This is a genomic window from Frigoribacterium sp. CFBP 13605 (assembly GCF_014839405.1).
Lineage (GTDB): Bacteria > Actinomycetota > Actinomycetes > Actinomycetales > Microbacteriaceae > Frigoribacterium.
Window position 1 is genome coordinate 1 of the sequence record NZ_JACYNS010000013.1, and the last position, 20,625, is coordinate 20,625.

15 protein-coding genes and 1 tRNA gene are annotated in these 20,625 nt (G+C 71.2%); 14 read left to right on the forward strand and 2 right to left on the reverse strand.

The annotated features are described in order from the left end of the window. Positions 1 to 302: 302 nt before the first annotated feature. Positions 303 to 1,706, reverse strand: coding sequence for an NADP-dependent phosphogluconate dehydrogenase (gndA, locus tag IFT36_RS05230; protein WP_200412602.1), 1,404 nt, complete (start codon positions 1,704 to 1,706; stop codon positions 303 to 305). Between the two features lie 201 nt (positions 1,707 to 1,907). Here gndA and IFT36_RS05235 point away from each other — a divergent pair, with 201 nt between their 5' ends. The 13 genes from IFT36_RS05235 (at position 1,908) to IFT36_RS05295 (ending at position 16,672) form a co-directional block, all read left to right on the forward strand. After that, entirely contained in the window at positions 1,908 to 2,450 is a 543-nt protein-coding gene (locus tag IFT36_RS05235; RefSeq protein ID WP_236557034.1) for a gluconokinase, read from the forward strand. Between the two features lie 296 nt (positions 2,451 to 2,746). Continuing rightward, positions 2,747 to 3,382, forward strand: coding sequence for a 50S ribosomal protein L25/general stress protein Ctc (locus IFT36_RS05240; RefSeq protein ID WP_056048841.1), 636 nt, complete (start codon positions 2,747 to 2,749; stop codon positions 3,380 to 3,382). A 60-nt stretch (positions 3,383 to 3,442) separates the two neighbouring features. Then, a complete protein-coding gene (gene pth / locus IFT36_RS05245; RefSeq protein ID WP_123571603.1) occupies positions 3,443 to 4,033 on the forward strand; it encodes an aminoacyl-tRNA hydrolase in 591 nt (196 codons plus the stop codon). A gap of 153 nt (positions 4,034 to 4,186) precedes the next feature. Then, positions 4,187 to 7,798, forward strand: coding sequence for a transcription-repair coupling factor (gene mfd / locus IFT36_RS05250; RefSeq protein WP_159827150.1), 3,612 nt, complete (start codon positions 4,187 to 4,189; stop codon positions 7,796 to 7,798). A 2-nt stretch (positions 7,799 to 7,800) separates the two neighbouring features. Then, positions 7,801 to 8,706 (forward strand): MazG nucleotide pyrophosphohydrolase domain-containing protein, encoded by a 906-nt coding sequence (locus IFT36_RS05255; RefSeq protein WP_200412592.1) that lies wholly within the window; start codon positions 7,801 to 7,803, stop codon positions 8,704 to 8,706. Positions 8,707 to 9,012: 306 nt separating this feature from the next. Further along, positions 9,013 to 9,594: a TetR/AcrR family transcriptional regulator gene (locus IFT36_RS05260; RefSeq protein ID WP_200412593.1), complete on the forward strand. Its 582-nt coding sequence runs from the start codon at positions 9,013 to 9,015 to the stop codon at positions 9,592 to 9,594. Positions 9,595 to 9,847: 253 nt separating this feature from the next. Then, complete coding sequence (gene hisS, locus IFT36_RS05265; RefSeq protein WP_159827144.1) at positions 9,848 to 11,089, forward strand: histidine--tRNA ligase; 1,242 nt, start codon at positions 9,848 to 9,850, stop codon at positions 11,087 to 11,089. A 102-nt stretch (positions 11,090 to 11,191) separates the two neighbouring features. Further along, entirely contained in the window at positions 11,192 to 12,472 is a 1,281-nt protein-coding gene (gene eno, locus IFT36_RS05270) for a phosphopyruvate hydratase (RefSeq protein WP_056048826.1), read from the forward strand. Positions 12,473 to 12,557: 85 nt separating this feature from the next. Beyond that, a complete protein-coding gene (locus tag IFT36_RS05275; protein ID WP_056048823.1) occupies positions 12,558 to 13,115 on the forward strand; it encodes an FtsB family cell division protein in 558 nt (185 codons plus the stop codon). Next, positions 13,112 to 13,669 (forward strand): DUF501 domain-containing protein, encoded by a 558-nt coding sequence (locus IFT36_RS05280; RefSeq protein WP_200412594.1) that lies wholly within the window; start codon positions 13,112 to 13,114, stop codon positions 13,667 to 13,669. Before IFT36_RS05275 ends, IFT36_RS05280 begins: the two co-directional genes overlap by 4 nt. A gap of 5 nt (positions 13,670 to 13,674) precedes the next feature. Further along, on the forward strand, positions 13,675 to 14,922 hold the full coding sequence (locus IFT36_RS05285; protein ID WP_307785030.1) for a S8 family serine peptidase: 1,248 nt from the start codon (positions 13,675 to 13,677) through the stop codon (positions 14,920 to 14,922). Positions 14,923 to 14,961: 39 nt separating this feature from the next. Next, positions 14,962 to 16,470 (forward strand): NAD(P)/FAD-dependent oxidoreductase, encoded by a 1,509-nt coding sequence (locus IFT36_RS05290; RefSeq protein ID WP_173152865.1) that lies wholly within the window; start codon positions 14,962 to 14,964, stop codon positions 16,468 to 16,470. Positions 16,471 to 16,598: 128 nt separating this feature from the next. Further along, positions 16,599 to 16,672: transfer RNA gene (locus IFT36_RS05295), tRNA-Leu, on the forward strand. A 911-nt stretch (positions 16,673 to 17,583) separates the two neighbouring features. Here IFT36_RS05295 and IFT36_RS05300 read toward each other — a convergent pair. After that, positions 17,584 to 19,806: an Ig-like domain-containing protein gene (locus IFT36_RS05300; RefSeq protein WP_200412595.1), complete on the reverse strand. Its 2,223-nt coding sequence runs from the start codon at positions 19,804 to 19,806 to the stop codon at positions 17,584 to 17,586. Positions 19,807 to 20,036: 230 nt separating this feature from the next. Between IFT36_RS05300 and IFT36_RS05305 the strand changes: the two genes are divergently transcribed. Further along, positions 20,037 to 20,618 carry a LemA family protein gene (locus tag IFT36_RS05305; protein ID WP_043597810.1) on the forward strand — a complete coding sequence of 194 codons (582 nt, stop codon included), beginning with the start codon at positions 20,037 to 20,039 and terminating at the stop codon, positions 20,616 to 20,618. Positions 20,619 to 20,625: the final 7 nt, after the last annotated feature.

Here is a 20,625-nt window from a genome sequence, read left to right on the forward strand (position 1 = left end):
GCCCGCCCGGCCCGTGCCGCCTGGGTCACGCGACCGGCAGGCCACGGCCCGGCCCGAGCGGCCGGCCTGGCCCGCGACCTGCCCGTGCGATGTCGGCAACTCCGGAGTTCGGCTGCGCCGCGCCTCCAAAGGGCCGATTCGGCGGCCGTTCTCCTGAGTTGTCTACGTCGACGTCGGAAGCTCCGAGATCCGCTGCGGCGGAACGACGGACGGGCGTGCCCGATGCCGCCCGCCGCAGCGGCACCGCATCGACGGGCACGCCCGTCAGGACGCAGGAGGCGCGGTGAGCGCCCCTGCACCCGTCAGTGGGTCGACGGCTCCGTCTCGATCTCGGACCGGTCGCCCGACCAGAGGGTGTGGAACGTGCCCTCCTCGTCGACGCGCTGATAGGTGTGTGCCCCGAAGAAGTCCCGCTGCCCCTGGATGAGTGAGGCGGGCAGGCGTTCGGACGCGAGCGAGTCGTAGTACGACAGGGCCGAGGCGAACCCGGGCACGGGGATGCCCGAGAGGGCCGCCTTGGCCACGATGCGGCGCCAGGCCTCTTCGCCGTCTCGGACGGCCGCGGCGAAGTAGTCGTCCTCGAGCAGGGTCGCGATCGACGCGTCCTTCTCGTAGGCGTCGACGATGCGGTTGAGGAACTGTGCCCGGATGATGCAGCCGCCGCGCCAGATCTTGGCGATGGCGCCCTTGTCGATGTCCCAGTCGTACTCGTCGGCACCGGCGATGATGGCGTCGAAGCCCTGGGCGTAGGCGACGATCTTCGAGGCGTAGAGCGCCTTCTGCACGTCGTCCTCGAAGCCGTCGCCGGCCTCCTGGATCTCGGGCCGTCCCTGCAGGGTCTTCTGCACGGCCGAGCGCTGGGCGGGCTTCGACGACACGGCGCGGGCGAAGACGGCCTCGGCGATCCCACCGACCGGCACGCCCAACCCGACGCTGTTCTGCACGGTCCAGACGCCCGTGCCCTTGGAGCCGGCCTGGTCGACGATCGAGTCGACGAGCGGGCCGCCCGTCTTGGCATCCGTCTGGCGGAGCACCTCGGCCGTGATCTCGATCAGGTACGACTCGAGCTCGCCCTTGTTCCACTCCTCGAAGACCGAGGCGATGGCGGCGGGCTCGTGGCCGCCCACCCGGCGCAGCAGGTCGTACGACTCGGCGATGAGCTGCATGTCGGCGTATTCGATGCCGTTGTGGATCATCTTGACGAAGTGGCCCGCGCCGTCGGCCCCGACGTGCGTGACGCAGGGCTCGCCCTCGGCCACCGCGGCGATCGACGCCAGGATCGGGCCGAGTGTCTCGTAGGCCTCCTTCGAGCCGCCGGGCATGATGGACGGCCCCTTCAGGGCGCCTTCCTCGCCGCCCGAGATGCCGGCGCCCACGAAGTTCAGTCCGCGCTCCTTGAGGGCGGCCTCTCGTCGGCGGGTGTCCTGGAAGTTCGCGTTGCCGCCGTCGACGATGATGTCGCCCTCGTCGAACACGTCGGCGAGCTGGCTGATGACGGCGTCGGTGCCCCGACCGGCCTGCACCATGACGATCGCGGTGCGCGGCTTCTGCAGGGATGCGGCGAAGTCCTCGATCGACTTCGAGGCGATGAACCCGGCGTCACCGTGCTCGTCCATGAGGGTGTCGGTGCGCTCGGGGGAGCGGTTGTAGACGGCGACCGTGTTGCCCTCGCGACTGGCCAGGTTGCGCGCCAGGTTCGAGCCCATGACGGCCAGGCCGACGACTCCGATGTTCGCGTGGGCGGTGGACTGCGATGCTGCTCCGTGTTCGGTCACGGTGCCTCCTTCTCGGTCGGTGGTGTTCGCAGACTATGCCTCGGTGCCGAGCGTCCGACAGGCTCCGTCCGTACCCCTCCACGGCGGCTCGCCTAGGGTTGACGCAACCGTTTCCCCGATCGAAGGCCGTCCGTGACCGACCAGCCCCACCCCGCTCCCTTCCCGCCCGTCGTCGTGATGGGGGTCTCCGGATCGGGCAAGTCGACCGTGGGCGAGCTGTTGGCCGAGACCCTCGGCGTCCCGTTCGTCGACGCCGACGACCTGCACCCCGAGGCCAACCGGCTCAAGATGGCCGCCGGGCAGCCGCTCGACGACGACGACCGGTGGCCGTGGCTCCGCATCGTCGCCGACCGCATCGCCGCGGCGGGCGACGACTCGGTGGTCGTCGCCTGCTCGTCGCTGAAGAAGGCGTACCGCGACGTCCTGCGGGAGGGCGACCCGCGCCTCCGGTTCGTGCACCTGACCGGCGTGCGCGACCTCGTCGCCCGACGTCAGCGCGAGCGCAAGGGGCACTTCATGCCGGCCGGCCTGATGGAGTCGCAGTTCGCCACCCTTGAGCCGCTGACCGACGACGAGGCCGGTTTCGAGGTCGACGTGGAGCCCGGTCCCGACGACGTCGTGGCGGCCGTGACGGCCCACCTCGGGGCCGTGCGACGAGGCGAACTCGGGCACTGACGAGCCCGACTCGGGCGCTGAGGGGGCGCCCTCGCGGACGGACGAGCCGAGGAGGCGCGGGTTGGCGACACGCCCGGCCGACGTGTAGCCTTGGTAGCTGAACCTCGGCGAGGGGTGCTCCGGCACCCGTGATCGACGCGGTAGGCAGGCGCTCGGTGCTCACGCACCACTCGTGCAGCGGTGATCGTCCCTCGGGCGGCACCCCTCGGGTTGCGGGTCCTTCCTCACGCGATTCGCGTTCGAGTTGACACCGACCACACACCCCCGGGCCGTCACGGCCCCTGCAAGGAGACGACATGTCCGACCAGAACAACCTCAGCGCCCTCGTGCGCACCAGCTTCGGCAAGGGCGCGGCCCGCAAGATCCGTGCCAAGGACCAGATCCCCGCGGTCATCTACGGCCACGGCACCGACCCCCAGCACGTCACGCTGCCCGGTCACGAGACCATGCTGATCACGCGTCGTGCCAACGCCGTCATCACGCTCGACATCGAGGGCACGAACCAGCTCGCCCTCGTCAAGGACATCCAGCGCGACCCGGTCAAGCAGACCATCGAGCACATCGACCTCATCGTCGTCCGCCAGGGCGAGAAGGTCACCGTCGAGGTGCCCGTGCACGTCGAGGGCGAGTCGGCTCCCGGCACGATCCACGTCGTCGAGCTCAACGCCGTCGAGCTCGAGGTCGAGGCCACGCACATCCCGCAGAACGTCGTCGTCTCGATCGAGGGCCTCGAAGAGGGCGCCCAGATCTCGGCCGCCGACCTCGTGCTGCCCAAGGGCGCGACCCTGGTCAGCGAGCCCGAGACCCTCGTGCTCGCCGTCTCGGTGCCCCAGCTCGACCTGACGACCGACGCGGTCTCCGACGAGGACGGCGAGGCCGCCGAGGCCGAGGGCGACGTCGAGTCCATCGAGGACGAAGAGCGCTCCGAGTAACACGACGCAGCTCGAACACCCTGTCGGCGCAGACCCACTGAGAGAACGACGACCACGACGATGGCACTCGACGACCAGTGGCTCGTGGTCGGGCTCGGCAACCCCGGGCCCGGCTACGCCGGCAACAGGCACAACGTGGGGCAGATGGTCCTGGCCGAACTGGCCGACCGACTCTCCACCGGGTTCAAGAACCACCGCACGAACGCGACGGTCGCCGAGGGGCGCACCGCTCCCGGCGGCCCTCGCTTCGTGCTGGCCAGGCCCGCGACCTTCATGAACGTCTCGGGCGGGCCGACGCAGGCACTGTTGAAGTACTACGACCTCGACGTGTCGCGGCTCATCGTCGTCCACGACGAGCTCGACATCGACTTCGACGTCGTCCGGCTGAAGCACGGTGGCGGCCACGGCGGCCACAACGGCATCCGCGACATCATCGCCGCCACGGGGTCGAACGAGTTCACCCGGGTTCGTGTCGGCATCGGCCGTCCGCCCGGCAGGCAGCCAGCCGCCGACTTCGTCCTCAAGGACTTCTCCTCCACCGAACGCAAAGAACTTCCGTTCCTGGTCGCCGACGCGGCCGACGCGGTCGAGATGATCGCGACCGACGGGCTCACCGCGGCGCAGCTGAAGTTCCACACCGCAAAGAGCTGACGCGTCCCGAGCCCGACCGACCACGGACGTGGTCGAGTCGCGGACCGCGACGAGCGGGTCCGTCCCGCCGGTGACCGACCTCCGGGCGCCTCCCGGTGTCGCCGACAGCGAACCCCGACCGCGGTGTCGGTGGTGCCGCGTAACATCGTGCGGGTGATACTCGCGGGCTTGATCCAGGCGCTCTCGCGCGCCTCCACGTTCTCTGCCGCCCTCGACCGGGCCGCACGCAGCACTGATTTCTCCGTCGTCGACGGCCTCCGCGTTCCCCTGCTGGCCGGTCTGCTCGACCGTCGCGAGGGTCCGCAGGCGATGCTGGTCGTCACGGCCACGGGTCGGGAGTCCGAGGCGGTGCGGGGGTCGCTCACCAGCTACCTGCCCGAGGCCGAGGTCATCGAGTTCCCCGCGTGGGAGACCCTGCCCCACGAACGTCTCAGCCCCAGCGCCGAGACGGTCGGCAAGCGGATCCACGCCCTGCGGCGTCTCGCCACCTGGCGGCAGGAAGCTGCCGAGGCGCCGGGTTCCGTCCGCCCCATCGTCGTCGTCGCCGGTGTGCGCGCCGCCCTCCAGCCGCTCAGCGACAACCTCGTCGAGCTCGACCCCGTGCGGCTCACCGTGGGCGAGCGCGGCCACGACCTCTCGGGCATCGCCGTCCATCTCGTCGACCTGGCGTACGCCCGGGTCGACATGGTCACCCGCCGTGGCGAGTTCGCCGTCCGCGGCGGCATCCTCGACGTGTTCCCGCCCACGGCCGAACACCCGGTGCGCGTCGACTTCTTCGGCGACGAGGTCGACCAGATCCGTCGGTTCTCCGTGGCCGACCAGCGAAGCCTGGACGGCGAGGTCACGTCGGTCGAGCTGCCGCCGAGTCGCGAGATGCTGCTCACCGAGGCGGTCCGTCAACGGGCTCGCGAGATGCAGCACGAGTTCCCCAGCCTCTCGCAGATGCTCGCGAAGATCGCCGAGGGCATCCCGGTCGAGGGCATGGAGAGCCTGGCACCCGCGCTCGTGCACCGGCTGGTGCCGGTGACGCACTACCTGCCGGCCGGCGCCTCCATCGTCGTCCTCTCACCCGAGCGGGTCGTGTCGCGCGCCCAGAGCCTGGCCGAGACGAACCGCGAGTTCCTGTCGGCCGCCTGGAACGCCGCGACGGCCGGTGCCGAGGCACCCATCGACCTCGACTCGGGCGACTTCCTCAGCCTCCGCGACCTGCGTGACGCAGCGGGCGACCGGTCCTGGTTCACGATGAGCGGCTTCGACTCGGGCGAGGTCCTGTCCGACGACGAGGCGGTCGCCGCGGCCGGCGACTACGTCCGCGTGGACGCGGCCGTCGTCCCGAGTTTCAGCGGACACGCCGAGGGGGCGCTCGAGCACGTCGTCGAGCGCGTGCGCGACGGCTGGTCCGTCGTCGTCACGGCCCGCGGCACGGGGCTCGTCGAGCGGGCCCGAGACGTCCTCGCCGAGCGCGAGGTCGCCGCCCGCCTCGAGGAGAGCCTGCCCGAGACCCTCGAACCCGGCGTCGTCCACCTCGTGGCCGGTGGTGTCGAGGCCGGTTTCGAACTGATGGAGTCCAAGATCGCCGTCCTCGGCGAGTCCGACTTCTACGGCCGTTCGGCCAACTACGACTCGCGGCAGGTCAAGAAGCTCGCGACCCGACGCAAGAACGTCGTCGATCCCCTCCAGCTCAAGCCGGGCGACGTCGTCGTGCACTCGACCCACGGCATCGGCAAGTTCCTCGAGCTCACCAGCCGCGAGGTGTCGAGCGGTGGCAAGAACGCCGTCAAGCACTCTCGCGAGTACCTCGTGCTCGAGTACGCGCCCTCGAAGCGCGGTTACCCCGGCGACAAGCTCTACGTCCCGACCGATCAGCTCGACCTGCTCAGCCGCTACGTGGGTGGCGAGGCCCCGACGCTCAGCAAGATGGGCGGCGGGGACTGGGCGGCCGCCAAGGGCAAGGCGCGCAAGGCCGTCCGCGACATCGCGGTCGAGTTGGTCAAGCTCTACTCGGCCCGCATGGCGAGCAAGGGCCACGCGTTCCCGCCCGACACCCCGTGGCAGCGCGAGCTCGAAGAGGCGTTCCCGTTCGCCGAGACCCCCGACCAGCTCACGACCATCGACGAGATCAAGGCCGACATGGAGCGCCCGATCCCGATGGACCGCCTGCTCTCGGGCGACGTCGGCTACGGCAAGACCGAGGTCGCCGTCCGAGCGGCGTTCAAGGCCATCCAGGACGGCAAGCAGGTCGTCATGCTCGTCCCGACGACCCTGCTCGTGAAACAGCACTTCGACACCTTCAGCGATCGCTTCGCCGGGTTCCCCGTGCACCTCCGGAGCCTCAGCCGGTTCCAGTCGGCGAAAGAGTCCAAGGAGACGATCGCCGGGCTCGGCGACGGCACCGTCGACATGGTCATCGGTACTCATCGACTGTTGAGCGAGGGCATCTCGTACAAGGACGTCGGCCTCGTCATCATCGACGAAGAGCAGCGTTTCGGCGTCGAACACAAGGACGCCCTGAAGAAGCTCAAGACCAACGTCGACATCCTGGCCATGTCGGCGACCCCGATCCCGCGGTCGCTCGAGATGGCCGTCACGGGCATCCGCGAGATGTCGACCCTGGCCACCCCGCCCGAGGACCGCCACCCGATCCTCACCTTCGTGGGCCCCGAGAGCGACCGGCAGAAAGCCGCCGCGATCCGGCGCGAGCTGCTGCGCGAGGGCCAGGTGTTCTACGTGCACAACCGCGTGTCGAGCATCAACCGCATCGCGGCGCAGATCGCCGAGCTCGTGCCCGAGGCCCGCGTCGCCGTCGCCCACGGCCAGATGGCCGAGTCGACGCTCGAGCAGGTGATGGTCGATTTCTGGGAGCGCAAGTTCGACGTCCTCGTGTCGACCACCATCATCGAGACCGGTCTCGACATCGCCAACGCCAACACGTTGATCATCGACCGGGCCGACAAGTACGGTCTGAGCCAGCTGCACCAGCTGCGTGGGCGGGTGGGTCGAGGAAGGGAGCGAGGCTACGCGTACTTCCTCTACGACGCCGACAAGCCGCTCAGCGAGACCGCACAAGACCGGCTCGAGACGATCGCCGCCAACAACGAGCTCGGTGCGGGCATGCAGGTCGCCTTGAAAGACCTCGAGATCCGTGGGGCCGGCAACCTGCTCGGCGGAGAGCAGTCGGGGCACATCGCCGGGGTCGGTTTCGACCTCTACCTCCGCATGATCGGTGAGGCCGTCAGTTCCTTCCGCGGGGACGTCGCCGAGGGGCAGACCGAACTCCGGCTCGAACTCCCGGTCGACGCCCACGTCCCCGAAGAGTACGTCGAGAGCGAGCGGCTGCGCCTCGAGGCCTACCAGAAGCTCTCGACGGCCAGCTCGCCCACCTCCACCGACGACCAGATCGACTCGGTGCTCGACGAACTCACCGACCGTTACGGTGAGCCCCCGGCACCCGTGCTGGCGCTGATCGAGGTCTCCCGCCTGCGTCGGGCGGCCCAGAAGGCCGGCCTCAGCGAGGTCGTGGTCATGGGCAGCAACCTGCGGGTCTCGGGCGTCGACCTGCCCGACAGCATGCAGGTCCGTCTGCAGCGGATGTACCCGGGTGCGCGGTGGTTCGCGCAGACGAACGCCGTCAGCGTGCCCCTGCCGCGAGCCCACGGGCAGGCACCGAGCGACGACGAGTTGATCGTCTGGGTCGAGCAGCTGCTGTCGGCGATCTACGCGGCCCCGGTCGCGCGTCCGGCGACCGACACGGCCGCGGCGAGCTGACCGTGTCGGGTCGCCCGGACGGAGCCCACGACGAGGAGGCGCGGGGCGCCTCCGAACCCGGGGCGGGCGCTCGGCTCGACGAGCTCGTCCGCGTGGTCGACGCCCTCCTCGCCGACGAGGGCGGCTGCGCCTGGAACCGTGCGCAGACCCCACGGTCCCTGGTGACCTACCTCGTCGAAGAGACCTACGAGCTCGTCGAGGCGATCGAGGACGGCACCTCGGACGACGTCCGGGAGGAGCTCGGGGACGTGCTCTACCAGGTGGTCCTGCACGGGGCCCTCGCCGCCCGCGCCTCCTCGGGGTCGTTCGACCTCGCCGACGTCGTGCGTGACGTCGCCGAGAAGACCGTGCGGCGTCACCCCCACGTGTTCGGGGCCGACCGGGCCGACGACGTCGACGAGATCGTCCGACTCTGGTCGGCGGCGAAGGCCGGCGAGAAGTCGCAGCGGACGAGTGCCTACGACGGCGTCCCCGTCGGACAGCCCGCTCTCGCCCGCGCCCAGAAGCTCGATGCACGACGGGCTGCCGCAGGTGGCGTCCGCCCCGAGCCCGTACGCGCACCGACCACGACGTCGGGCACGGAGGTGACGGGGACGGAGGTGACGGGCACGGCGGCGACGGACGCCCGGGCCGAGTCGCGCGAACTCGCGTGGGGTCGATCGCTGCTCGCGCAGGTCGACGAGGCCACCGATCGGGGCATGGACGCCGAGCGCGCGCTTCGGGCCGCCGTGCGCGAGCGCGAGATGCTGCTTCGGCGAGACGAGGCCGAACCGGCCGGAGGCGGGCAGCTCGAGGGCGGCCAGGCGGAAGGCGAGGAGCCCGAGGGCGCCCAGGCCGGAGGCGGCACGATCGAAGGCGGCACGATCGAGGGCCGTCCCGTCGAGCAGGTGCCCCCTCAACCCGAATGAGGGGGCACCTCGGCGTCGCCCGCTCAACCCGAATGAGTGGCGAGGCCGGCGCTCGTCCACCAGAGGGTCGGCCCGAGGGGCAGCGACCCGGTGGGGTCCGAGTGGTGTCCTCAATGTAGAGGATGTGTGTTGACATGTCAAAAGCCGACATGTCGGTCCACTCGGCGTCCCGCCCGGGGTGCTCGGAGGGCCTCGCGGGTGCCGGTCGACCGACCGGTCGGCCACGACAGACGTCTGTTATGGTCCACTACGACGACGGCGACCGCGCAGGGCGAGTACGACTCGTCGGCACGAAGGAGCGGCACCATGCCTCGCAAGCCTGATCCCACCCGCAAGCCCGAGCTCCTCGGCCAGATCCTCGAGCACCTCCGGGGTCGCTCCCTCGCCACCGTGTCGTTCCGCACCCTGGCCGAGGCCCTGGGGGTCAGCACGTACGTCTTCGTCTACCACTTCGGCAACCGGGCGGAGCTCATCGCCGAGATCGTCCGCGCGGTCGTCGCCCGCAACGACGCCTTGCTGTCGGTCGCGGTCTCCGAGCTCGACCGCGAGGCCTTCGGCAAGCACCTGGCCAGGGTCTGGCACGAGGTCACCACCGAGCGGGGCCGGGACCTGCACCGCCTCGAGCTCGAGGCGGCCCTGCTCGAGACCGTGGCGGGCGAGGTCGGCGGCACGGCCCGCGGGGCGGTCGGGCGATGGGTCGACCACGTGGCGGGCTGGGTCTCGGCGAACGGGGTCGCGCCGGCCGAGGCCAAGGTCGCGGCGCGGGTCTTCGTCGATGCGTTGTTCGGCCTGCAGTACGACGCCATCGTCTCGGGGGACGGACGTCGTGCGTCCGCAGCGTACAAACATGCCGTCGAGACCCTCGTCTCGCGCGTTCCTCAGCACTGACCCTGCTCGCCGTCGGCCTCGGGGTGGGTGGAACCTGATGGTGTCGGCGGGCGTCGGGTCGGGCTGAACCGGGCCGAGCGCTCAGCGCCCGGCCCGGCCAGGGCCCTCACCGCAGGGAAGGGAGGGCCGAGTGGTGTGACCGACACGCAACCCGATTCGCGCCGACCACCCGAGAAAACCATAACGTAGAATGTGACATGCCTGCAAGTCGGTACCGACGTCAGGGGTGCGGCGTCTCTGGGATGATGTCCTCATGCCGACCCCCGTCAACCCGCCGCGCGGCATGCGCGACCACCTGCCCGCCGACAAGAGGCGCCGCGAGGGCGTGCTCTCGGTCATCCGAGGCGTCTACCGCTCCTACGGCTTCGACGAGATCGAGACGCCCGTGGTCGAAGAGAGCTCGCGCCTCCATTCCGGGCTCGGGGGCGACAACGAGAAGCAGGTCTTCGCCGTCCTCCGGCGGGGCCTCGACCTCGACGATCTGCGGTCGGCCGAGAGCGTGCTCGGACTCGCCGACCTCGGACTCCGCTTCGACCTGACGGTGCCGCTCGCGCGCTTCTACGCGTCGCACCGAGCCGAGTTGCCGACGGTCTTCCGCTCCGTGCAGATCGCCCCGGTGTGGCGGGCCGAGCGTCCGCAGAAGGGCCGCTACCGCCAGTTCGTCCAGTGCGACATCGACGTCCTGGGAGAGGCCGGGCCGCTGGCCGAGATCGAACTGATCCAGGCCACGACCGCCGTGCTCGACGCCCTCGGCCTCACCGGCACGACGATCCGCGTGAACGACCGCCGCATCCTGCTGGCGATGCTCGCCCACTGGGCGGTACCCGAGGCGCTGACCGACCAGGCGCTGATCGTCGTCGACAAACTCGACAAGATCGGCGTCGACGGCGTCGTCGCCGAACTCGCCGACCTCGGCGTCACCACGCCGGGTCTCGGCGAGGCGCTCACCCAGCTGGCCGGCGCCTCCTGGGCCACCGGTGAGGCCACGGACGTCCCGTGGCTCGACCGTGCGGCGTTCGCCGACCTCGTCGCGCTGCGCGAGGCGCTGCCGGGCTCCACCCTCGAGTTCGATCCGACCCTGGTCCGCGGCATGGGGTACTACACGGGCACGATCTTCGAGATCGCCCACCCGGACGTGCCCTATTCGCTCGGCGGCGGCGGTCGCTACGACGGCATGATCGGACGCTTCCTCGGCAGCGACGTGCCCGCGGCCGGTTTCTCCCTCGGCTTCGAACGCCTCGTCGACCTCGTGACCCTCGAGGCCGACGGCGACGAGGGGCTCGCGGTGGTCTACGACAAGAAGGTCGAACCGGTCGAGCTGCTCGCCCTGCAGCGCGCGTTGCTGGCGGGCGGCGAACGGCGCGTGCGCCTCGAGAAGAAGGCCAAGAACTTCACCAACCAGCTCGACGGGCTGGCCGCGGCGGGGTTCGGCCGCTTCGTCACCGTGCGCGGGGGCGAGTCGGCCGCCGACCTCGAGGTCCGCACGATCGGCTGACCGTCGCCGACGGCTCCTCGCCACGAACCAGGGCAGGAGGCGCGGCTAAGCTGGGCCGCGGACCTCGCGTCCCCAGACGAACGACTACTAAGGAGCTCTCCAGTGGCAGCAATCGACGCCGTAGGCGCCCGCGAAATCCTCGACTCGCGGGGCAACCCCACCGTCGAGGTCGAGGTCTTGCTCGAGGACGGCACGGTGTCGCGTGCGGCCGTCCCCTCGGGTGCATCGACCGGGGCCTTCGAGGCCTACGAGCTGCGTGACGGCGACAAGAGCCGTTACCTCGGCAAGGGCGTGCTCAAGGCCGTCGCCGCCGTGATCGACGAGATCGGCCCCGAGGTCGAGGGGCTCGACGCCACCGACCAGCGCCTGATCGACCAGGCCATGATCGAACTCGACGGCACCGACAACAAGAAGCGTCTCGGCGCGAACGCCATCCTCGGCGTCTCGCTGGCCGTGGCCCGGGCGGCGGCCGACTCGGCCGACCTGCCCCTCTTCCGCTACCTCGGCGGGCCGAACGCGCACACGCTGCCCGTCCCCATGCTCAACGTCATCAACGGCGGTTCGCACGCCGACAGCAACGTCGACATCCAGGAGTTCATGATCCTGCCGGTCGGCGCGTCCTCGTTCGCCGAGGCGCTGCAGTGGGGTGCCGAGACGTACCACGCCCTGAAGAGCGAGCTCAAGGCCAAGGGCCTCTCGACCGGTCTGGGCGACGAGGGTGGCTTCGCGCCGAACCTCGACAGCAACCGCGCCGCGCTCGACCTGCTCGTCGAGGCCATCACCAAGGCCGGCTTCACCCCGGGCAAGGACCTCGCCCTGGGTCTCGACGTGGCCTCGAGCGAGTTCTACGCGGACGGCAGCTACACCTTCGAGGGCGAGAAGCGCGACTCGGCCTTCCTCGCGAACTACTACGCCGACCTCGTCGCGTCGTACCCCCTCGTCACCATCGAGGACCCGCTCGACGAGGACGACTGGGAGGGCTGGGCCCACCTGACGAGCGAGATCGGCTCGAAGACGCAGATCGTCGGCGACGACCTGTTCGTCACGAACCCCGAGCGACTCGCCAAGGGCATCAAGGCCGGCGCTGCCAACTCGATCCTCGTGAAGGTCAACCAGATCGGCACGCTGACCGAATCGCTCGACGCCGTCGCGCTCGCCCAGCGCAGCGGCTACACGACGGTCCTCTCGCACCGTTCGGGTGAGACCGAGGACACCACGATCGCCGACCTCGCCGTCGCGACCGACGCCGGCCAGATCAAGACCGGTGCCCCCGCCCGCAGCGAGCGCGTGGCGAAGTACAACCAGCTCCTCCGCATCGAGGAAGAGCTCGGCGACGCCGCGGTCTACGCCGGGTACAGCGCTTTCCCGCGCTTCTCCGCCTGACGCGACCCGCGCCTCCTCGGGGCCCGTCCTGCTCGTGCGGGGCGGGCCTCCGTCGTTCCCCAGAGACGTCCTTTAGGCTCGTCCCATGCCCCGTGAGACCGCGAACCGCCGTGTGCCGGTGACCCTGCCGACCGGCGAGACGCCGACGGGCCACTGGCTGCGGTCGATCCGGTTCTCGGGGTTCAGCGTGCTCATGCTGGTCATCCTGGTCATGTTCGTCGTCATCCTCGCGCCCTCGCTGCGCACCCTGGTGCAGCAGCAGCAACAGATCGCGGCCCTCCAGGACGACGTCCGGCAGCAAGAGCAGTCCGTCGACGAGTTGAAAGAAGACGTCGCGCGATGGAGCGATCCGGCGTACATCGAGGCCCAGGCACGCGACCGCCTTCTCTACGTCTACCCGGGTGAGTACAGCTACCTCGTGATGGGCGACGACGCGGCCCAGGCGCCCGGCACGGCTCCGGGCACCGGCACGACGATCAGCGACTCGCTCCAGACGCCCCAGGTCGACTGGGTGGCGGCGATGACGGCCTCGGTGCTCGACGCCGGGCTGAGCGACGAGCCCGCGACCGAACTCGTCGCCCCCGACATCAGCGGCAGCCAGGTGCCCGCCCCGACCTCCGAGCAGACAGGTGGCACGCCGTGACCACGCCCCCCTTCGACCCCGTGACCGACCACGACGTCCGTGTCGTGACCGCCCAGCTCGGGCGGCCCGCGCGCGACGTCATCGGCATCGCCGCGCGCTGCGTCTGCGGCGCACCCACCGTCGTGGCGACGAAACCGCGGCTGACCGACGGCACGCCCTTCCCCACGCTCTACTACCTGTGCCACCCCGGTGCCACGGCTGCCGTGTCGACCCTCGAGGCCACCGGGGTGATGGCCGAGTTCACCGAGCTCCTCGAGTCCGACCCCGAGTTGCGAGGCCGTTACCACGCCGCGCACGAGGCGTACCTGGCCGACCGCGAGGGCATCGAGCACGTGGACGAGATCGACCACGTCACGGCGGGTGGCATGCCCGAGCGGGTCAAGTGCCTGCACGCCCTCGTCGGTCACTCGCTGGCGGCCGGGCCGGGGGTCAACCCCTTCGGCGACCTCGCCCTCGAGCGGGCGTCGTGGAGTCCCGACGTGTGCCGGTGCCCCGACTTCCTGGCCGACGACCAGCAGGCCGCCGCCTCGCCCGAGATCGGTGGGGGAGCCTGACGCGCGTGCGCCGTTCCGGGGGGTTCGTGGTGGCGATCGTGCTGGGGGCCCTCGTCGCTGCCGTCGTGCCGGCGTCGGCCGCATCGGCCGACCAGGTCCGCGATGCCGAGTACTGGCTCGCCGACTACGGCATCCAACGGGCGTGGCAAACCACACGGGGGGCGGGGACGACCGTGGCCGTGATCGACACCGGCGTCGATTCGTCGGTGCGTGAACTCCAGGGCGTCGTCGTCGGCGGCACCGACGTGTCGGGGCTCGGCTCGGCCGACGGTCAGACGCCCGTCGGCGACGACCCGAACCACGGCACGCTGGTCGGATCGATGGTCGCCGGCCGTGGCACCGGGTCCGGCGACGGCGTGATCGGCGTCGCGCCCGAGGCCGACCTGCTCTCGGTGTCGGTGGGCTTCGGCTCGTCGGCGGTGGACTCCGACGACCAGATCGCCCGGGCGGTGCGCTGGGCGGTCGAGGCCGGGGCGGACGTCATCAACATGTCCCTGACCCGCAACACGCTCGACTGGCCGACCAGCTGGGACGACGCCTTCCTCTACGCCATGCAGCACGACGTCGTCGTCGTCGCGGCGGCCGGCAACCGCGGCAGCGGCACGACCGAGGTCGGCGCGCCCGCGACCATGCCGGGCGTCCTCACCGTCGCCGGCGTGGATCGCCAGGGCACGGCGAGCTTCGACGCGTCGAGCCAGGGCATCACGATCGGTGTGGCCGCCCCGAGCGAGGACCTCGTGGGTGTCGGTCCCGGTGACGTCCACTACAGCTGGAGCGGCACGAGCGGTGCCACGCCCCTCGTGGCGGGCATCGTCGCCCTCGTGCGCAGTGCCCATCCCGAGCTCGACGCCGACGACGTCATCAACCGCGTCGTCGCGACGGCCACGCCGAAGGGCGCCACGACACCCGACCCGCTGTACGGGCACGGCCTCGTCGACGCGGCCGCGGCCGTCACGGCCTCGGTGCCGACGGTCGCCGAGAACCCCATGGGCGACCTGGCCGAGTGGATTCGGGTGCACCGGCGGGCGGACGTGCCGGCGCCGTCGGCGCAGGCGACGAACCCGACCGTCGAGGCCCCCGTGCCGACACCGGTGACCGATCCGGGTCAGCCGTTGGCGGTCCTGCTGCCCACGGTCGAGACCATGAGGTCGACGGGCATCCCGTTGATCGTCCTCACGGTCTTCGGGGGAGCGGCCGTCCTCGTCGCCGTCGGGGCGGTCCGCCAGTTCAGGCGTGCGCGGCGCTCGGGGTAAGGTCGTCTGCGACACCCCCATCTCAAGGAGACATTCGCCGTGCCCAAAATCCTGATCGTCGGCGGCGGCTACGCCGGCTTCTACACTGCCTGGAAGCTCGAGAAGTGGTTGCGCGCGGGTGAGGCCGAGGTCACGATCGTCGACCCGCTGCCCTACATGACGTACCAGCCGTTCCTGCCCGAGGTCGCCGCCGGGTCGATCGAGCCGCGCCACGCGGTCGTCGCCCTCCGCCGCCACCTCAAGAAGACGAACGTCGTCACGGCCAAGGTCACCGGCGTGGACCACGCCTCGAAGACCGCCACGATCACGCCCGAGGTGGGCGACGCGTGGACGATGCAGTACGACCAGATCGTCATGACGGCCGGCGCCGTGTCCCGCACCTTCCCGATCCCGGGCGTCGCCGACGAGGCCATCGGCCTCAAGACCATCGAAGAGGCCGCCGCGATCCGCGACAAGGTGCTCACGAACTTCCAGAAGGCCGCCAACCTGCCGGCCGGTCCCGAGCGCGACCGCCTGCTCACGGTCGTCGTGGTCGGCGGTGGCTTCGCCGGCATCGAGGTCTTCGCCGAGCTGCGCAGCTTCGCCAGCGACCTGCTCAAGAACTACCCCGACCTCACCATCGACGACACGCACTTCCACCTCGTCGAGGCGATGGGCCGCATCATGCCCGAGGTCTCGCTCGAGACGAGCCACTGGGTGCTCAAGAACCTCGCCGAACGCGCCGCGACGGTCCACCTCGACACGCAGCTGCAGTCTGCGGTCGGCGGGAAGATCGAACTGTCCACGGGCGAGTCGTTCGAGTCCGACCTCATCGTCTGGACGGCCGGCGTCATGGCCAACCCGATGGTCCGCGGCACCGACTTCCCGCTCGAACAGCGCGGACGCATCACCGTCAAGGCCGACCTTCGCATCGTCGACGGTGAGACCGTCGTTCCCGACGCCTGGGCCTGTGGTGACGTCGCCGCCACCCCCGACCTCACCGGGAAGGGCGTGGGCGGCTTCTGCGTGCCGAACGCCCAGCACGCCGTCCGCATGGGCAAGCGTCTCGCGAAGAACATTGTCGCCTCGCTCCGCGGAGAGGGACTCGTCGACTACAAGCACGAGAACCTCGGAGCCGTCGCCGGCCTGGGGCTGAACGTCGGCGTCTTCCAGAGCGGCAAGTTCGCCATGAAGGGCTTCCCGGCCTGGGCCGCCCACCGCGGGTACCACGGCCTGGCGATGCCCTCCTTCGAGCGTAAGTTCCGCGTCGTCGGCGGTTGGTGGAACAACTTCTGGTTGGGACGCGACATCGTCTCGCTCGACAACCGTGAGCGTCCCCGGGCGGCCTTCGAAGAGTTCGCCTCGCGTCCCAAGGCGGCTGTCGAGACGCCCGCCGAGGCTCCCGCGCCCGCATCCGTCGGTGCCGGCCAGCCCGCCGGCGAGGCGGGGCCCGCGTACGCGAACCCGGTCGAGGACGACGGAACGGCCAAGAAGGGCACGGCCGAGGTCGGCGAGGCAGCGACCGGTACTCCTCGCAAGGCGCCTGCGCGCAAGCCCGCCGCCAAGTAGGAGATCACCGGCGAGACCGCGGTGACGGACGGGGTGCCCGCCTCCGAGCGACCCTCGAGCACGTCCAAGACGCCCGCCCGCTGCCTGCAGCGTGGCGGGCGTCCGCGTCTCGTAGGCTGGTCGCTCGGGCCCCCGTAGCCCAATCGGCAGAGGCAGGCGACTTAAAATCGCTTCAGTCAGGGTTCGAGTCCCTGCGGGGGCACGTGCCGCCCCTCCCTGCCAGGTCACGTGCCGCCCGAGGTGGCGAGGTGGCATCTGCCCCGGCGCTCGGTGCTGATCGCGGCCGGGCCCCTGCGGAACGCAAGCGCCTCGCTGTCGACCCCGCCGCGCCTCCTGCTCTCGCGTAGGCCCCTCGCCCGCGCCTCCTGCTCTCGCCCCCGCCTCCTGCTCGCGCCTAGGCCCCCGTCCCCTCGTCCGCTCCCACCCCGTAGCCCCGCCAGCTCTGCCAGCCCGCCCGCCCGGCGCGAGCATCGTCGGCAACTCAGGAAATCGGCGTGCTCCGGGGCACGTCGCGCGCGTTCCGGCGTCGTTCCCCTGAGTTGCCGACTTCACGCGTCCGGCCGGCGGTCGCGTCCGCCGTGTGGCCGCATCGCCTCGGCCCCTGTCGCGCGCCGTCCGCCCGCGTGTTCCGCTCCGCCGCCCCCTGCCGCGCCCCGAGCTACCTCGCCGCACCCTGCCGGCCGCGCTCAGCCCTGCTCTGCCGCGCTCTGCCCCGCTCCGCCCTGTCCCTGCCCTGCTCCGTCTGCCCTGCCCTGCCCTGCTCCGCCCTGCTCCGTCTGCCCTGCCCTGCCCTGCCCTGCTCCGCCCTGCTCCGTCTGCCCTGCCCTGCCCCGCCCGCCCTGCCTAGCCCTGCCTAGCCCTGACCTGCCCTACGTCGACAACTCAGGAGATCGGAGGATCGGCAGGCCGGTTCCGTCCGTTCGTGCGTCGGTTTCCTGAATTGCCGACGACGACGACGGTGACGACGGCGGCAGGCAATGCGGCGAGACCAGACCACCGGCAGCCCGACGGCCTGGCAGCCGTCCGCGCGACATCCGCCGCCCCGCCCGCCGCCGCCCCGACCGCCGTCGCGTGGACCGCAGTCGGGACGGCCGGCGACGGAGGCGCGTCAGGTCAGGCGTCGTCGGTGTCGATCTCGACGAACGACGTCCAGAGCCAGGCCGCGACGCAGAGGCCTGCGGTCACTGCGGCGGCCACGACCGCGCCTCCGACCGGGAAGGACGACGAGCCGCCCGTGAGCACGGCGGCGGCCGCCGTGACGCCGACGACCGTGAGTGCCACGTGCAGCGGGCGCGACCAGGCCCAGAGGCGTCGACCCGGCAGGGAGCCCACCGGCACGAGCGCGAGCACGAGCGATCCGAGCCCGGTCAGGCAGACCGTCGCGCTCGTCTCGAGGGCCAACTCGGTGAAGAACCCGCCGGTGGCGGGGAGGGCGCCGTGGACGGCCCAGGCTCCGGCCGCCACGACCACCAGGGCGGCGACCTGGACGAGCGCGAGCAGCCCTGCTTCTCGATCACCCACCTCACCGGTCCGGCCGTGGTGCGCCGACCGGGGCGCTGCGGCGATGCTTCCGACGAGCACCACCCCGAGCACGAGGGGCGGGTCCAGGCCGAGCGACCGCGTCACCGCGCAGGCGACGACGGCGACGAGGAGGAGGCGCGGTGACATGTGGATGCGCGCCTCGCGGTCCGGGGAACGCCCCATCACCAGGGTGGGCACGACGACCGCGAGCACGTTGACCAGGGCGACTCCGACGACGATCCCGGCGAACAGGCGTGCGTAGCGGACCTCGTCGTCGAGGCCGGCCGCCAGCCCGACCACGGCGGCTCCGGCCGCGATGGTCAACCCGGCGGCGAGGCGCGGGTCGAGTGTGGCGGTCGAGAACGAGGTCGGGAGTTCCCGACGACGGTTCCGGCCGGTGAGCCGCGGGGCGCGAGGCGCGAGGCGACCTCGCATCGCCGTGGCCAGCAGACGTGCCGGGGCGACGACGAGCAGCACGAACGCGGCTGCGAGGCCGAGAGCGATCAACCATCCCGTCCCGGTCATCGTCCGGCCGAGGGACGGCAGGTCGCGACCGAACGTCGTCGCAGCCGCCCAGGAGTCCGCCTCCGGTGTGGTCGCTCCGGGTGGTACCTCGCCGACGCCACCGGGAGCACCTCCCGGCCCGCCACCGGTCCCTGGGGCTCCGGGCGTACCGGGAGACGGCACGGAGGGGACGGCGCCCCCGGACGCACCGGGCGCCGCCGTCGGTGCCGGAGCGGCCGAGGACGAAGGAGGCGCGGGCTGCGCGGCCGACGACGTCACCGTGATCGAGATGCCCGCGCTGGGCGGCCCGACGTTCACCGACGGGTCGATCTGTGCGGCCTGGACCACGTGCTCTCCGTCGGCGAGGGTGGCATCGGACGACGTGCAGGCCCATGCGCCGCCGGAGACCGTGGCCTGGCAGACCGGGGTGCTGTCGACGTAGGCGGTGACGGTCGCGCCGTCTTCTCCCGTCCCCGAGAAGGTGAGCGGTTGCGAGGCGACCCGTTCGCCGGCCCGGGGCGTGAGCACGGCCGGCGGGGCGGGTGGGTCGCGGTCGATCGTGACGGTGACGCCGGTGGAGGTCGAGGACCGGGGCACGGCGGGAACGGAGTCCGAGGACTGGGACGCCGTGACCGTGTACCGGCCGGTCGGCCAGGTCGCCGACGGGAGCACGGCCGACCAGGCCCCGGCGCCGTCGGCCGTCGCCGAGACCGGCCCCGCGCCTCCGCTGACCGTGATGCGGGCACCGGGGAACGCGGTGCCCGCGACCTTGCCACCGACGGCGGGTCCGCCCTGGACCGTGGGCGGGCCGAGCACCGAGAACGGAGCGCTGACGGCGTCGTCGACCACGGCGGCATTCGTCACGTCTCGGACCGTGAGGGTCTGGTCGGCACCGTCCTCCAGCGTCACCGGGCACGACCAGGGGACGCCGGCCGGGTCACCGGTGGGCAGGGTGACCTCGCAGAGGGCTCGACTGGGGACGCGGGGGTCGAGCACCCTCACGGTGGCTCCGGGCGTGCCGGTCCCGCCGACCACGACGGCGTTCACGTCCCGGTCTCCGACGTCGCCGATCGTGGGTGCGACCGGACCGGGAAGGGGCTGGCCGAGCGACGGGCCGGGTGCGGGGGTGCCCGACGGGCTGCCCGCGGCGAGCGCGCCGACTCCGCCCGTCAGGGCGAGCGAGAGACCCAGCACGACCGTCGCGAGGGTCGAGGCGACACGTCGTCCGTGTCGCGGCTCGACCACGAGCCGTCCGTCGACGGGGGTCGACGGACGCGGGGGACGCAGGGTCGGCGGCTCGAACACTGTCACCCATTCAGCACGTTCGCGGGGTACAAGTCAATCCGTTGTGCGGGGGAGTCGTGCGGGGGAGATGCCCGGTCGGGCCCTCCTCGGGAGTCTGCTTCGAGATCACCCGACGGGCAGGGACCCCACATGCAGCGCATTTATAGTGTCCAACGGACTCCCGACGACCCGACCCCGGTCGCGGGCGACCATCCGGCGCCCGCCGTCATCGGTCCACCACCTAGGAGTGACACGTCATGCAACCGGCCACGATCGGCATCTTGGTAGCAGCAGGGATCATCGTCCTGCTCGCGGTCATCATCGGCATCTACCTCTGGGCCACCTACAACTCGTTGGTGACCCTGAAGGTGCGCGTCGACGAGGCGTGGAGCGACATCACGATCCAGCTCAAACGCCGGGCCGACCTGATCCCCAACATCATCGAGGCGGTCAAGGGATACGCCTCGCACGAATCGTCCGTCTTCCAGAACGTGACGGCGGCCCGTGCCGAGACCATCGGAGCGGGCACACCGGCCGAGGCGTCGGCTGCCGAAGGGCACATGCAGACCGCCCTGAAGAGCATCTTCGCCGTGGCCGAGGCCTACCCGCAGCTCCAGGCGAGCCAGAACTTCCTGCAGTTGCAGTCCGAGCTGGTCGACACCGAGGACAAGATCCAAGCCGCGCGCCGCTTCTACAACGGCGGCGTCCGCGAGTTCAACACCAAGAACCGCGTCTTCCCCAACTCCCTCTTCGCAAAGCGGCTCGGCTTCAGCGAGCGGGACTTCTTCGAGGTCTCCGAGCCGTCGGCGATCGCCGAACCGCCGCGCGTCCAGTTCTGATCCAGCC